Source organism: Bradyrhizobium sp. WSM4872, assembly GCF_055811715.1.
In genome coordinates this window covers 20,491-33,439 of record NZ_JBVVPT010000032.1, presented here as the reverse complement: position 1 = coordinate 33,439, position 12,949 = coordinate 20,491, and the positions used below count along the sequence as shown (strand labels likewise).

The 12,949-nt window shown below is 62.0% G+C and carries 21 protein-coding genes; 11 read left to right on the top strand and 10 right to left on the bottom strand.

The features are described 5' to 3' along the window. The first annotated feature begins 36 nt into the window (after positions 1–36). Together AC0L3C_RS30345 and AC0L3C_RS30340 are read left to right on the top strand one after the other, a co-directional pair. Positions 37–366, top strand: coding sequence for a hypothetical protein (locus AC0L3C_RS30345; protein WP_473409766.1), 330 nt, complete (start codon positions 37–39; stop codon positions 364–366). Positions 367–568: 202 nt separating this feature from the next. Further along, positions 569–1,456, top strand: coding sequence for a manganese catalase family protein (locus tag AC0L3C_RS30340; protein WP_027519448.1), 888 nt, complete (start codon positions 569–571; stop codon positions 1,454–1,456). 53 nt (positions 1,457–1,509) lie between these two features. On the opposite strand, the gene AC0L3C_RS30335 is transcribed toward AC0L3C_RS30340, so the two are convergent. Together AC0L3C_RS30335 and AC0L3C_RS30330 are read right to left on the bottom strand one after the other, a co-directional pair. Then, positions 1,510–1,722 carry a hypothetical protein gene (locus tag AC0L3C_RS30335; RefSeq protein ID WP_473409765.1) on the bottom strand — a complete coding sequence of 71 codons (213 nt, stop codon included), beginning with the start codon at positions 1,720–1,722 and terminating at the stop codon, positions 1,510–1,512. Positions 1,723–1,772: 50 nt separating this feature from the next. Next, positions 1,773–2,969 carry an NADH-quinone oxidoreductase subunit D gene (locus AC0L3C_RS30330; RefSeq protein ID WP_473409764.1) on the bottom strand — a complete coding sequence of 399 codons (1,197 nt, stop codon included), beginning with the start codon at positions 2,967–2,969 and terminating at the stop codon, positions 1,773–1,775. Positions 2,970–3,110: 141 nt separating this feature from the next. Between AC0L3C_RS30330 and AC0L3C_RS30325 the strand changes: the two genes are divergently transcribed. Together AC0L3C_RS30325 and AC0L3C_RS30320 are read left to right on the top strand one after the other, a co-directional pair. Continuing rightward, positions 3,111–3,368 carry a DUF3551 domain-containing protein gene (locus AC0L3C_RS30325; RefSeq protein ID WP_473260210.1) on the top strand — a complete coding sequence of 86 codons (258 nt, stop codon included), beginning with the start codon at positions 3,111–3,113 and terminating at the stop codon, positions 3,366–3,368. Positions 3,369–3,437: 69 nt separating this feature from the next. Continuing rightward, positions 3,438–4,412, top strand: coding sequence for a patatin-like phospholipase family protein (locus AC0L3C_RS30320; RefSeq protein ID WP_473409763.1), 975 nt, complete (start codon positions 3,438–3,440; stop codon positions 4,410–4,412). A gap of 8 nt (positions 4,413–4,420) precedes the next feature. Here the strand turns inward: AC0L3C_RS30320 and AC0L3C_RS30315 are convergent, their stop codons facing one another. The 5 genes from AC0L3C_RS30315 to AC0L3C_RS30295 all read right to left on the bottom strand — a co-directional run bounded on the left by AC0L3C_RS30315 (position 4,421) and on the right by AC0L3C_RS30295 (position 7,302). Next, positions 4,421–5,281 carry an SIR2 family NAD-dependent protein deacylase gene (locus AC0L3C_RS30315; RefSeq protein ID WP_473409762.1) on the bottom strand — a complete coding sequence of 287 codons (861 nt, stop codon included), beginning with the start codon at positions 5,279–5,281 and terminating at the stop codon, positions 4,421–4,423. Further along, a complete protein-coding gene (locus AC0L3C_RS30310) occupies positions 5,282–5,761 on the bottom strand; it encodes an NUDIX hydrolase (RefSeq protein ID WP_473260218.1) in 480 nt (159 codons plus the stop codon). It abuts the gene before it with no gap. Positions 5,762–5,833: 72 nt separating this feature from the next. Next, positions 5,834–6,619, bottom strand: coding sequence for a succinate dehydrogenase iron-sulfur subunit (locus AC0L3C_RS30305; RefSeq protein ID WP_473260220.1), 786 nt, complete (start codon positions 6,617–6,619; stop codon positions 5,834–5,836). A gap of 37 nt (positions 6,620–6,656) precedes the next feature. Then, complete coding sequence (locus AC0L3C_RS30300) at positions 6,657–6,821, bottom strand: hypothetical protein (protein ID WP_473409761.1); 165 nt, start codon at positions 6,819–6,821, stop codon at positions 6,657–6,659. Beyond that, positions 6,793–7,302, bottom strand: a complete 510-nt coding sequence (locus AC0L3C_RS30295) for a DUF2243 domain-containing protein (RefSeq protein ID WP_473260222.1) — start codon at positions 7,300–7,302, stop codon at positions 6,793–6,795. The genes AC0L3C_RS30300 and AC0L3C_RS30295 overlap by 29 nt, the downstream gene beginning before the upstream one ends. A 227-nt stretch (positions 7,303–7,529) precedes the next feature. Between AC0L3C_RS30295 and AC0L3C_RS30290 the strand changes: the two genes are divergently transcribed. Together AC0L3C_RS30290 and AC0L3C_RS30285 are read left to right on the top strand one after the other, a co-directional pair. Beyond that, positions 7,530–8,009, top strand: coding sequence for a DUF4142 domain-containing protein (locus tag AC0L3C_RS30290; protein ID WP_473260224.1), 480 nt, complete (start codon positions 7,530–7,532; stop codon positions 8,007–8,009). Between the two features lie 195 nt (positions 8,010–8,204). Next, positions 8,205–8,420 carry a hypothetical protein gene (locus AC0L3C_RS30285; protein WP_473260227.1) on the top strand — a complete coding sequence of 72 codons (216 nt, stop codon included), beginning with the start codon at positions 8,205–8,207 and terminating at the stop codon, positions 8,418–8,420. A 760-nt stretch (positions 8,421–9,180) separates the two neighbouring features. Here AC0L3C_RS30285 and AC0L3C_RS30280 read toward each other — a convergent pair. Further along, positions 9,181–9,354: a hypothetical protein gene (locus AC0L3C_RS30280; protein ID WP_247818773.1), complete on the bottom strand. Its 174-nt coding sequence runs from the start codon at positions 9,352–9,354 to the stop codon at positions 9,181–9,183. Between the two features lie 149 nt (positions 9,355–9,503). Between AC0L3C_RS30280 and AC0L3C_RS30275 the strand changes: the two genes are divergently transcribed. Together AC0L3C_RS30275 and AC0L3C_RS30270 are read left to right on the top strand one after the other, a co-directional pair. Then, the gene (locus AC0L3C_RS30275) at positions 9,504–10,073 is read left to right on the top strand and encodes a DUF1236 domain-containing protein (protein ID WP_473409760.1); all 570 of its coding nucleotides are present in this window, start codon (positions 9,504–9,506) and stop codon (positions 10,071–10,073) included. Between the two features lie 34 nt (positions 10,074–10,107). Beyond that, the gene (locus AC0L3C_RS30270; protein ID WP_083926604.1) at positions 10,108–10,296 is read left to right on the top strand and encodes a hypothetical protein; all 189 of its coding nucleotides are present in this window, start codon (positions 10,108–10,110) and stop codon (positions 10,294–10,296) included. A gap of 20 nt (positions 10,297–10,316) precedes the next feature. On the opposite strand, the gene AC0L3C_RS30265 is transcribed toward AC0L3C_RS30270, so the two are convergent. Further along, a complete protein-coding gene (locus tag AC0L3C_RS30265) occupies positions 10,317–10,784 on the bottom strand; it encodes a metallophosphoesterase family protein (protein WP_473409759.1) in 468 nt (155 codons plus the stop codon). A 29-nt stretch (positions 10,785–10,813) separates the two neighbouring features. Continuing rightward, positions 10,814–11,032 carry a DUF6894 family protein gene (locus AC0L3C_RS30260; protein WP_247289215.1) on the bottom strand — a complete coding sequence of 73 codons (219 nt, stop codon included), beginning with the start codon at positions 11,030–11,032 and terminating at the stop codon, positions 10,814–10,816. Between the two features lie 53 nt (positions 11,033–11,085). On the opposite strand from AC0L3C_RS30260, the gene AC0L3C_RS30255 reads away from it, so the two are divergent. The 3 genes from AC0L3C_RS30255 to coxB all read left to right on the top strand — a co-directional run bounded on the left by AC0L3C_RS30255 (position 11,086) and on the right by coxB (position 12,948). Continuing rightward, positions 11,086–11,301 carry a hypothetical protein gene (locus AC0L3C_RS30255; RefSeq protein WP_473260237.1) on the top strand — a complete coding sequence of 72 codons (216 nt, stop codon included), beginning with the start codon at positions 11,086–11,088 and terminating at the stop codon, positions 11,299–11,301. 18 nt (positions 11,302–11,319) lie between these two features. Beyond that, positions 11,320–11,874 carry a DUF421 domain-containing protein gene (locus AC0L3C_RS30250; protein ID WP_473409758.1) on the top strand — a complete coding sequence of 185 codons (555 nt, stop codon included), beginning with the start codon at positions 11,320–11,322 and terminating at the stop codon, positions 11,872–11,874. A 63-nt stretch (positions 11,875–11,937) separates the two neighbouring features. Continuing rightward, a complete protein-coding gene (coxB, locus tag AC0L3C_RS30245) occupies positions 11,938–12,948 on the top strand; it encodes a cytochrome c oxidase subunit II (RefSeq protein WP_473409757.1) in 1,011 nt (336 codons plus the stop codon). Position 12,949 lies beyond the last annotated feature (1 nt).

Genomic DNA, 12,949 nt, shown 5'->3' with positions numbered 1-12,949 from the left:
GATTGATCCGACATCGAAACCTCAAGGAGAAGAAAGATGCGTAAGACAATGCTGACGATCTTCACGGCCGCGATGCTTGCAGGCGCTTCGGTCGGCGCAGCGCTCGCACAGGGTGCTGGTGGCGGCGCCGGTGGTGGCGCGGGTGGCGGCGCTGGCGCGGGCGCTGGTGCCGGCGGCGCAGGCGCTGGCGGAGCTGGAGCTGGCGGAGCTGGAGCTGGCGGTGCAGGAGCCGGCTCGGGCGGAGCCGGCGGATCCGGTGGCGGCGGCATCACGCATGTCGAGCGGGGCGGACAGGGTGCTTCCAGTCCTCCCGGCATGCGCAACGAGACGACGCCACCGTCCAACGGCACCATGCCGCGCCGCTAACGGTTCGCGGTTCGCAATTTCCAAAGCGCGCTCCTTGCTGTTGCGCGCATGAGAGCGGCCCCGGCGAGATCCTCTCCTCGCCGGGGCCGCATCGCGTTCACGCCGCAATTTAAAGGCTTTCAAAGTAATCGCTAGAAACCCCATAGGAACGCAACCCGGCAGCACTCATTGCGCAATGGCGTGAACACAAAAGGAGCTGCGCATGTACTACTTCGACAAACGACTGCAATATCCGGTCAGGGTCGAGAAGCCCGATCCGATCTTCGCCCGCCAGCTGCAGCAAGCCATCGGCGGCGTCGAAGGCGAGATCCGCGTCTGCCTTCAGTATTTCTTCCAGGCCTGGGGCGCGCGGGGGCCGGCCAAATATCGCGACGTCCTGCTCAATACCGCGACCGAAGAGATCAGCCACATCGAGATGCTCGCGACCGCTGTCGCGTTGAACCTGGAGAATGCACCGGCAACGATGCAGGAGACCAGCCTGCAGGCCAACCCGGTCGTCGGCGCGGTGATGAACGGCGGCGAGCGGCCGCGGCATGTGATCGAGGGCATGCTGCACCGGCATCTGCTCTCGACCGGAATGGCGGCTTTCCCTGCCAATTGCGACGGCGTCCCCTTCGATTGTTCGCATGTCTACGCCAGCGGCAATCTGGCCGCCGACATGTATTGCAACGTCGCCGCCGAATCCACCGGCCGGACCCTTGCCGTGCGTCTCTTCAACTCCACGAGCGATCCCGGTATGCAGGACATGCTGAGCTACCTGATTGCGCGCGACACCATGCATCAACAGCAATGGCTCGCAGTGATCGAGGAAATGGGCAAGGACGCCGCACTGCCGATTCCGAACAGCTTCGACCGCAGCAAGGAGGCGACCGAGTTCAGTTACATGTTCATGGGTACCGAACGCAACGCGGCGCCGCTGCAGCCGGGGCGCTACTGCGAAGGTCCTTCGCTCGACGGCCAGGGATCGTTCAGCTTCCGCGCCGGCTTCGAGCCTTTGGGCGAGGAGCCTGTGCTCGGACCGGCGCGGCCGGATAGTGGCGCACAGGTGGAGCAGATGAACGAGCCGCCGGTGACGAACGCGTTGGCCTGATTCTCGTGCAACGGCCAGGGTCGGCCGACGAAAGGGACGGCCCTGGCCGACGTCTAGCGACGCCGAGCCACCAGAACGCCCAACAGAAACGCCGCAAAGACCGTTTGCAGCGGTGCTGCCCTGGTCATCTTCCGCAGTTGGTCGGCCAATCGCGCCGAGGGCGCCTGGGAAGGCGCATCGAGTCCTGTTCTTGTATCAGCGTGCGGCGCGTGCGAGCCGTTCTGCGCGGTGACCTGATCGTCCACGAGGCCGGACGCTTCGGTCATAGCGGAGCTTTCCCTGATATCCATCCTGATCCTCCATTGTAACTTTCCAGTCAGCGATCGACCTCGCCGAAGACAATATCCAGCGACCCGAGGATTGCCGAGACGTCCGCGAGCAAATGTCCCCTGCAGAGAAAGTCCATCGCTTGCAGGTGGGCGAATCCCGGCGACCTGATCTTGCACTTGTAGGGACGGTTGGTCCCGTCCGCGATGAGGAACACACCGAACTCGCCCTTCGGAGCTTCGACGGCGACATAGACCTCGCCGGCGGGAACGTGGAAGCCCTCGGTGTATAGCTTGAAGTGGTGAATCAGCGCCTCCATCGAACGCTTCATCTCGCCACGTCGCGGCGGCGCGACCTTGTTGTCCTGCACGAGCACCGGGCCCTGGCCGTCGGCAGACTTCAGCTTCTGGATGCATTGCTTCATGATGCGCACGGATTGCCGCATCTCCTCCATGCGAATGAGATAGCGGTCGTAGCAGTCGCCGTTTCGTCCGACGGGGATGTCGAAGTCCATCTCGGCATAGCAGTCGTAGGGCTGTGCCTTTCGCAGGTCCCAGGCCGCGCCCGACCCCCGCACCATCACGCCGGAGAAGCCCCAGGCCCAGGCCTGATCGAGCGTCACCCGGCCGATATCCACATTTCGGGCCTTGAAGATGCGGTTGAGCGAGAGCAGCCGATCCAGGTCGTCGACGACGCGCAGGAACGGATCGCACCAGGCCTCGATATCGTCGATCAGTTTCGGTGGAAGGTCCTGGTGCACGCCGCCGGGACGATAATAGTTGGCATGCATCCGACTGCCGGACGCACGCTCGTAGAACACCATGAGCTTCTCGCGCTCTTCGAACCCCCAAAGAGGTGGCGTCAAGGCGCCGACGTCCATCGCCTGCGTCGTGACGTTCAGAAGATGAGACAGGATGCGGCTGATCTCGTGATAGAGCACCCTGATCAGCTGCCCTCGCCGCGGAACTTCAAGCCCGATCAGTTTCTCGATCGCCAGGCAGAACGCATGCTCCTGCGTCAAGGGAGCGACATAATCGAGCCGGTCGAAATAGGGAATCGCCTGAAGATAGGTCTTGGCCTCGATCAGCTTTTCGGTGCCCCGATGCAAAAGACCAATGTGCGGATCGATGCGTGCGACGATTTCGCCGTCCAGTTCGAGCACGAGCCTCAGCACGCCATGAGCGGCGGGATGCTGGGGACCGAAATTGATGGTGAAGTTTCTCAAGCTGGGAGACTGGTCAGACATATCGCTTCCGATCGAGGACATCCGTTACCTTAGTCGCGATCGCCATCGGACGGCTTCACACAGGTTAACGATTGGCGTCGAACCGGAGAAAAGGAGCCTCAAACGTTGCACTTTGGAACACCGCTTCATGAGAGACGTTCAATGTTGAAATCGGAGATTTCCATGAAACATCGATTGCTTCTCGCTGCCGCCTCTCTCGCGCTCGTGGCGGGCCTCGGGTTCCCAACGGCGGCCGTCGCACAAGACCGCTACTGCCTTCAGGGCCGCGTCTGGGGCTATCCGGGCAACTGCCAGTTCGCCAGTTACGCTCAGTGCATGGCGACTGCATCGGGAACGAACGCCTATTGCGGCGTCAATCCTCGCTATGCCTATGCACGGCGATATAGGGGATATCGGTGACCAACCCGGCTTGCGGATCGGCAATGAAGCTGCTTTCTGACCGATCCCGCCGCTGAACCGAGCGGTCGCATGGCAGCAGAGCAAACGCTCACGGCCGTCGTGTTCGCCGGCGGTCTCGGTCTCGGCGCGTATCATGGCGGCGCATTCGAGGCCCTCACTTCTGTCTCGCCGCACATCGACTGGGTCACCGGCTCGTCCGCGGGCGCGATTACCGCCGCTTTGATCGCGGGATGTCCAATCGCCGATCGCCTCGAGAATTTGCGCTGCTACTGGCATGCTCCCGCAGCGGCTGCCGCCACACCGGACGCCAGCCGCCATCTGTCCGCCTGGCTGAGCTCAATCAATACGCGCATGCTTGGCCACATCGGCTTTTTTCATCCCCGTCTCCCTCTAACGTCGTTCCCGTTCACCGGTCTGTATGATCTCGGCCCGACGCGCGAGCGCCTTCAGCGGCTGGTCGATTTCGGGCGCCTGAACAACGGCGAGCTGCGCATCTCGATTTGCGCTACAGACCTCGAAAGCGGCGATGCCATTCTGTTCGACTCGTCGTCGGAGCGGATCGAGATGGATCACATCCTGGCCAGTTGCGGATTTCTCCCCGAATTCGCACCGGTGCAGGTTGCCGGGCGGTGGCTCGGCGATGGCGGGTTCTCGCTCAACGCGCCGTTCGATCCGGTCCTCGAAGCTGCAGCCTCGCTTCGCCTTTACGTCGTCGACCTCTTTGCGCGGGACGGCAGCGTTCCTGACGGCCTCGAGGCCGCGGCTGAGCGCAAGAGCGATCTCACCTTCGGCAATCAGACCTTCCAGCGCCTTCGTCACGCCCTCGAAGCTCGCCAGCTTCGCGCCGAGCTACAGGGCCTTCATCGCAACGACAGGATCTATCTCTTGAGCTACCGACCCGGCCGCGAGGAAGCCGGCCCTGAGAAATCGTTCGATCTGTCGGAAGCGGCCATGGCGCAACGTTGGCGCGCGGGTTTTTTGGACATGCAGCATGCCGGATCCCTGGCCCCCCGGAACGGGATATGCAGCGTAAGGCGAGGCTAGGGTCCGCCTTAGGTCTCTCGGTCGATACGCTGGCGGATGTCCAGCAAAAACCGGCTAACACCATCATCTGGGCTGACGCCGTCAGGCGGCGCTATGGTGGTGATGCCCCAGTTCGCCAATACCGCTTCCTGCACCGGATTGCGCTGCGTGACGAAAGCGAAGGACCTCGGTCGGTCCTGGCGGTGCCCGGACTCATCCCAGCTCTGCCAAATCCGGTGCAATAGGAGCCGAATGTTGGGATCGGACATGCTGTATCCGATGAAAAGCAGCGTGCTGCCCAAGGCATCGGCGCGAAACCGGATATCGAGTGGCGAGTCGAACGCGAGCCGGTTGAGGAAGTCGGTCTCGGTCAAGACGAGCGAGGCATCGTCGTCGAAGTCGCCATGGAATTTGATGATGTGCGTGACGCCCGAACGGGCGCTTGCAATGTCCTTTGCGTTGCTGATCTTGGCGTAGGGCTTTTCCAGGACCTCGAAGGCTGTCTCGAGGTTGCGGTCATAGTTCGTGGTGTAAATGGTCGGAAAATCGAGCTCCACGATGAGCCGGTGGAGCCGTGAGGCCGCGATCCTGTCCGGGTCGACGCGCCAGTTGCGGTCGAGCCAGCTGCGGAGCGGGCCAATTCCGCCGCATTTCAGCCGGTAGTACTCCGCCAGCATCTGGTAGCCGCCGTGCATTCCATCGATCACGTCGCGCTCAAGTCCAAGGTCATCCAGCAGATGGTCGATCAGAGATTGCCAGGACGGCAGGCCGACAGCCATCGAGACGCCGGCGCCGACGAACAGGATCGCGCAACGCCGCTTGACCGCAGCGGCCAGGATCTCATGAGGCGGTCGCTCCTCGAATGCGAGTCCGGGCGGTTGCTGGTTCATCTACCTTGAATAGCTGGACGAGACGCGGGTTCCTGGAGCCATGCCATCGCTCAGCGGTGAGGAGGCGGTCTTCTCCGTTTGGGCCGCGAAGCGGGCGATCAGACGCCGAAGCTGCGCCTTGTGCACCAGACGGCCCGCCGTCTTCGGCGAGACCCAGATTGCTTCGCGCTCGCCTTTTTCCGGCCACCAGCGCTCCTGCCCGTGGACCCTCATGGGAAAGACGGCGACATCCATGGTCCGCTTGCGATCACCCTTCCGTTTGCGATGCTTGAAACTGCCCAGCGCGCGCTTTGCGGTGACGCCGACAAGACCGGCCTCCTCATAAGCCTCGAGCGCAGCCGTACGATGCGGCTCCGTCTTGCGCATCGGCGATCCCTTCGGGACACTCCACCGGCCCTTGCGCCTGGTCGTGATCAGCATCACGCGCAATTCGGAATTCTTCAGCGTGAACGGCAACGCGGCGAATTGTTTCTTGCCCATCAGGCGTCTCCAGTTTGGTCGATAAGCCAGCGCCGCAGCCATCGTTCCTTTATGCGGGGAGTGTCTATCCGATCAGAACTTCCGTTCGACCATCTTGAGGCGCAATCCGGAAATTGCTTCGCCCGGATTCAAGCCCTTCGGGCACGCCTTCGCGCAGTTGAGGATGGTGTGACAGCGATAGATCCTGAAGGGGTCTTCGAGCTTGTCGAGGCGCTCGCCCGTCGCCTCGTCGCGGCTGTCGTTGACCCAGCGGGCCGCCTGGATCAGCGCCGCCGGGCCGAGGAAGCGCTCGGAATTCCACCAGTAGCTTGGACAAGACGTCGAGCAGCAGGCGCAGAGAATGCACTCGTACAGTCCGTCGAGCTTCGCCCGATCCTCATGGCTCTGCCGCCATTCCTTCTGCGGCGTGGGTGACACGGTTTGCAGCCAAGGCTCGATCAATGCGAGCTGTGCGTAGAAATTCGTCAAGTCCGGAACGAGGTCCTTGACCACCGGCTGGTGCGGCAAAGGCAACACGCGCAGTGGCTCGCCTTGCGGGACGTCCTCGCTCATAGATTTGGTGCAGGCGAGCGTGTTCTGGCCGGCGATATTCATCGAGCAGGAGCCGCACACGCCCTCGCGGCAGGAGCGCCTGAATGTCAGCGTGGAATCGATGTTGTTCTTGATCCAGATCAGACCATCCAGCACCATGGGCCCGCAATCGCTCATATCGACGAAGTAGGTGTCGAGCCGGGGATTGCGTCCGTCGTCGGGATTCCAGCGATAGACCTGGAATTCGCGAAGCGATTTGCTGTCCGGCTTGGGCCAGACCCTTCCCTTTTCGACGCGGGAGTGTTTCGGAAGCCTGAATTCGACCATACTACCTCCGGACGGACGTGAGGCGTTGATAACCGCATCAGTTGGGATTGAAGCAACGTAGTTGAAGGAGATCGTCCAGCGACACACCAAGCAGCACGATGCGAAAGGCCGGTGCTGTCGCGAGCATCAGCAGCAATACAAAAATGGCATAGACCAGAGCTGGCGGGGTCTCTCTAGCGAGCCTGTAGACTGCTTTCCGCATGTACCCTCCCTTGCGAGCCGGCGCGTGTCATGGCGGCGCCGATGACCAACATGGCCGCACCCCATAGCAGGAAGCCGATGTCCCAGAAGATTCGCTGTTCGTCGGGCACCGTCTCATTCACCCGATGCAGCTTGAAGATCTCATGATCCACCACGCCTTCAACCAGATTGAAGATGCCCCAACCGAGCAATATCGCACCGAGGCATTGGCCGCGCGACCAGTGGATGTCGGACCTGCGCGCCCGTTGCCACAGCACATACAGCCCGAGCAGCACAAGAACATAGGCCGCGCTGTGGAAGATGCCGTCCCAGGTCGTGTTGAGCTTGACGTTGTCGATGGAGTTGAGCGGGTACCAGCCGCTTAACATATGATGCCATTGCAGCAGCTGGTGAAACACGATGCCATCAAAAAATCCGCCCAGACCAAGCCCGAGAAGGACACCCGCGGAAATCGGAAAGCTGGATGAATTGCTGTCTTGCATGAATCTGCTCGTGCGGCGGTGGGCATCTGGATGATGGACAAACCCTCCTCCAGGTTGCCGTTCCTATGATCATGACGCACTCCCCGTGCCAATAACCTGCGTTAATCTGCCTGCTCATCTCATGCCGCCGAAGGCGCTCGGTGGAGCATCGCTCGGCTGCTTATCGTGACGATAGGAACGTTCGAAACGGTCGCAGCGTCTTGTGAATCCAACATTGGAGATTCATCATGCTGAGAAGATCGTTTTTACTTGCATTGGGCGGCCTCGGACTATCCACCTACGCTGTGCAATCCAAACCAGGCCCGCAGCGGGATTTTCGAACGGCCGATCTGATGGGTGGCGCGTTTGCGATGCAGACGAGTCAACTCGCCCTGACGCGCACCGGCAATCCCGACATCGTCAACTTCGCGAATGCAGAGATCGCCGAACAGGTCCAGGTCGCGAGTGCGCTCGGAGCAGCGCCGGGATCGGCACCGCTGCGGTCGGATCATGCCGCCCTCTTTCAGCGCCTTCAGGCCACACCATCGGGTCCCTTCGACCGGATGTATGTGCAGGGGCAGATCCGCGGGCACCGTGAATTGCTCGCGCTCAACGCGTCGTATTTGCGATCCGGTGGCAACCCCGGCGAACAGCAGGTCGCACAGATGTCGCTGCCGATCATTCAGCGCCACCTGGCGATCCTGAGCAATCTCAGGGAAGTCGGCTAGAGCTTCACCCCGGCGACAAGGAGGTACAAATGGCAAGAAGGTCAAGACGGCCCGCCGTGAAGCACGGCAAAGGAAAACGGGGAAACGGCGCGCAACGTCTCAAGCGCAAGCGGAAGTGACAGCCGTAGCATTGGCGGTGCCCGCGCGTGACGACCGCCGCCAAAGTTGTCGATGATCAAACTGCGAGGAGCCGATATGGCGTATGCCCTGTTCAAGGATGACGAAAAACTGAGCCGGACATTTCCGACCAAAGAGGAAACGCTGAAGAAAGCCGAAGACGCTGGTCTGGTCGAAAGCAGCGAGGGCAAGCCTAGGCTCGAGGACGATTTGAAGATCAAGCCCTGCTCGCCCGACCCCGAACCTCGAAGCGAGGACGACCTCGATTGGACGCCGCAGAACCCGGCGTCGTGATCGCGATCTAGCAACCTTTGCAGATGCTCTTGATCTTCCGATCGACGTGGGAATCCTGAGAGTTCTCCGAGCGTATTTCGGCGTCGCCCGGCATCGACGGACCGGGTGTCTCAGTTCCGTCAATCCGTCCGCTGCTGGTCCCTCCTGCGGGATTCCCAGCCCGTCCGACGGTGGTCGATCCTCGCGGGCCACCACCGGTTGATTGGGCCGTTCCAGCGGTGTTCGTGCCGGTAGCCGTCGTGCCGCGCGAAGCCGCGGCCGCGTCGGCTGGATTGCCCAGGCTGGGCGATGCACCGCCCGTCTGGTTTGTAGCTCCTGCAGACCCGAGGCCTGCAGACCCAGGACCTGCAGACCCAACGCCTGCAGACCCAAGGCTCGAGGCACCGCCGGCTGACCCAGGGCTTGTGGTGCCGCCGGTGCCGCCGCTCGTGCTGCTCGCGCTTGCTCCGCCCGATCCTCCCGAACCGCCGCCGCCACCACTCTGCGCCGAGGCGGCCCCTATCGACGCGGTCGCCACGAAGGCGATCACCATCAAGCTCGAAGTTGTCTTAGCCATCGCTCAGCTCCTCTCGCGATCATTGTGCGTGTGATGTTGGTCGCGCTCACCACCGCCTCCCGAGACGTGTGATTTGCGGTCGTTGGTGGGCGTTCCGGGCGCAGGGCGCTCATGCTCGCGGCCTCCCTTTTCAGGGTGCTTGCGGTCCTGCCGCGAGGAGCCCGGACCACCGAAGCGTTCAATGTCTGAGTTCTTGTGTGGCATTCATCGGTCCTGTTGATAGCCTTGGTTCGTCGTGTTCTGCTTGATGTTGCCGTGACGGCCCTGGGTGTCGAAGTTCTCGCGGCCGGGCACCTTTTCGTCCGTCTCGATCTTTGGATCAGATCCGGGTCCCTTGTCGCTGCGCTGCTCTGGCGGGACGGGGGGCATTTTGGACATTGCATGCTCCTTGTTTCGGTCTCGCGACCTCATGCGACGGCAATGAGATGCGGCGGCGGTCGTTCCTGATCGATGCTGATGCATGCCCGTAGGAACGAACGATTCCTGCCCGTGTTGACCCGGCAGTTCATACCGAAGGCTGTCTGTTCATGGTCAAGGATCTATCGCGCGAAACGGAGAAGGACGGCACCCGGAAGCTGATGATGGCGGGATCGGTAGCGGCCGCGGTCCTGTTTGTAGGTTTCATCGTCTGGTTCGCTGTGCCACAGATGTTCGGGGCAACGGACTATCTGGGCCGCCCCTCCACGGGAGCAGACAAAGGTGCCGCGGCCACGACGGTCGGCACTGGAGTTCCAACGCAGCACGAAGCGGTCAGCAAAGCGGCCAAGGAAAACCCGGCTGGCAATGAAGATACGACCGGCGGCCGTGCGCGGGACATTCAGAAGACCACTCAGCCGGCTAGCCTCAACGATCAGCAGCGCGAACAGCTCCGCGCCATCATCTCGTCGGCGCACAGCCCGACGATGGATCGCCCGAATTTCGAGATGATGATCGGTACTTCGGTGCCGCGCCAGACCGAGGTGGCCGACTTGCCGCCCGAGGTCACCCAGGTGCTGAACGGGTTCTGGGGCGATCAATATCTGATCGCCGGAAAGGATCTCGTCATTGTCGATCAGCATTCGCGCCGCGTCGCGGCAATCATCGCCGGCGTGCGCTGATCGCGTGCCGCCGCATCGTTAGAGAGGACAACTTATGCCGAAAGCGAAAGCGCCTGAAAACGACCCGAGAGAAACCCCGGTCGACGATCCGCGACAGCAGACCGATTTGCCAACCCATCGGCAGACGGACCAGCCTTGGCAGGGAAATCCCGAGAAGGAGCAGATCGACCCAAAGCGTCCCCCGATTGATCTGGAGCGGTGGCAAAAATCGAATACCCACTAGCTGCCACGCATGTATCTCGTTCACGCGTCGAGCTCATGGATGGTGGGCCGCAGGTCGCCGCCCTCATCCAGATCGAGCGTTGCCAGCGTGATCGGCAGCTTGAAGCGCCTTGGACCGGCGCTCCCGGGATTCAGGAAAAGCACTCCGTTGCTCGTGTTGACCCTCGCCCGGTGCGAATGTCCTGATATCACCGCGTTCACACCGGATGCTGCAGGGTCGACGTCGAGCGTCTTAAGATCGTGCAGGAGGTAGAAGCAACGAGCGCCGAGGTGCACCGTTTCGGTTTCAGGATAGCGGCTCGCCCAGCTGCCAACGTCGACGTTTCCCCTGATGGCGGTGACGGGCGCTATTCGGCAAAGCCGCTCCAGAACCTCCGGCGCGCCGATATCACCGGCGTGGAGGATATGCGAGACTCCCGCAAGACAGCGTTCGGCCTCAGGCCTGAGAAGGCCGTGCGTATCCGAGATCACGCCGATCCTCAATGCCATGCTCCTCAATGCCTTGTCAGGCCAAGTCTTCAGTGCAGGACATCCAGTGGCACTTTCCCGATCTCCTCACCCTCCTGGTTCGTGACCAGGATGGAAAAATGACGATTCCGGAGTTCGGGACGCTCCGCAAGGAGCCTCTTCGCGATCTCCTCGGCAACATCCAGCGCCATGATGTCATCGGGCAATTCAGCACCCCCCTCGTCTGCAACGGTCTTGGAGTCGACCAGATCGAAATGATAGCGCGGCACGTGAGCCCTCGAATTCGTCGCAGGAACGCGCGATCTGGAGCCTTCGTTCCGGCGTGGCGGGCATCAACTCCCTGCACGTGCGCAGGAACCCTCAAGTCATCGCGATTATTGCTGCTGCGGAACATCCGCGTTTTCGGAGCCAACCCATGCTGGAAGAACTGCGCGTGCTTGCTCAACCCGGCGCGATGATCGCCGTCCTTATCGTGCTGCTGCTGATGGCCGCCGGCGATGCGGCGATCGTGATCGCCGACAAAGGCTGGCCATTTTAGTCCGGGCGCGCGGCTGTCATGCCCGATGTCGGACATATCCTTTTCCAGGTCTGGACCCCGCTCCTGAGAACCGCGATCGGCACGACCGTCACCTATGTCGCACTGGTCGTCCTGCTCCGGATCGCGGGGCCCCGAACACTTGCCGAATGGTACGCCTTCGACCTGATCGTCACGGTTGCGCTCGGCTCCACGTTCGCGAACAGCGTATTGTCCGGCGATATCAGCGTCGCGCAGTCGCTGGTCGGCTTCATCATCCTGATCGTCCTGCAATTCATCATCGCCTTCGCCGTGGCGCAGTGGAGCCAGTTGCGGGTGGTCGTGAATCCGCAGCCGACGTTGCTGCTCCATCAGGGGCGATTCGTCCACGAGGCAATGCGCAGCCAGCGTGTGGCAGAGGCGGACGTTCGCGCCGCCATCCGGCAGCATGGCATTGATCGTGTTGAAGATGTCGGTGCGGTCGTGCTCGAGGCCGACGGTACATTCAGCGTCATCCGGCAGGTCCGGTCCGATGCCACGGCGCTCGCCGACATTCCGGAACTGGGCGGCTCGAATTCGGCGAACCGGCCGGATTAGCGCATAGGAACCTTTGTAGGCCTGACCGGTTCCGCCTGTGAAGCGGAGTGCGACAAAACGTCAATGCAGATCTGGGTGCGAAGGGTTCTGGTATTGTGCATGACTTGGCCGCTTGCTGCGTGCGCGGGCCGGCAGTCGGCGCTCGACCCTCAAGGGCTGCAATCCGACCAGATTCGGCACACGCTGTTCATCTTTCTCATTGTCGCGGCGATCGTCTGGACCGCTGTCGTCATCGTTCTGGGCGTGGGGCTCTTGCGACGGAAGCGGGCAGCCGATCAGCCGCTGGACCTCCACCAGCCCTTCGAACAACGCTCCGGGCGCGTCATCCTTGCGCTTGGGATTGCGACCACCGTCACCGTGCTCGGCCTCTCTCTGGTCAGCTATGCCGGTCAGAGCACCGTCTTTGCCAAGGATGAGAAAGCCCACACGCTCAAGATCATCGGCCATCAATGGTGGTGGGAGGTTCGCTATGAAGCCGACAGTCCGCACCAGAGTTTCGTGACGGCCAACGAGATCCGGATCCCTACGGGCGAGCCGGTGAAGCTCGAGCTTGAATCCGCCGACGTGATCCACAGCTTCTGGGTGCCGAGCCTGACCGGCAAGATGGACTTGATCCCCGGGCAGAAGAACGAGCTGCAATTCACCGCGAAGAATGCCGGCGTCTATCGCGGACAATGCGCCGAGTTCTGCGGGATCCAGCACGCCCATATGGCGTTCGCCGTGATCGCGATGTCGCCCGACGAGTTCGGTCGCTGGCGCGACCATGAAAACCAGAGCGCGAGTAGCCCCACGGACCAGCTCGGCAAGCAAGGCGAGGCTCTGTTCCGGGCGCGCGGATGCGCCTTGTGCCACAACATCAGCGGTACGCTGGCCGGCGGCCAACTCGGCCCGGATCTCACGCATATCGGCAGCCGCACGACGATCGCTGCGGGAACGCTGCCGAATACTCCCGCGACGCTCGGCGCCTGGATCGCCGACCCCCAGCACATCAAGCCCGGCAATCTGATGCCGAAGATGCCGCTGCAATCGGATGAGCTCATCGCGATCATTCATTATCTGGAGCAGCTCAAGTGAG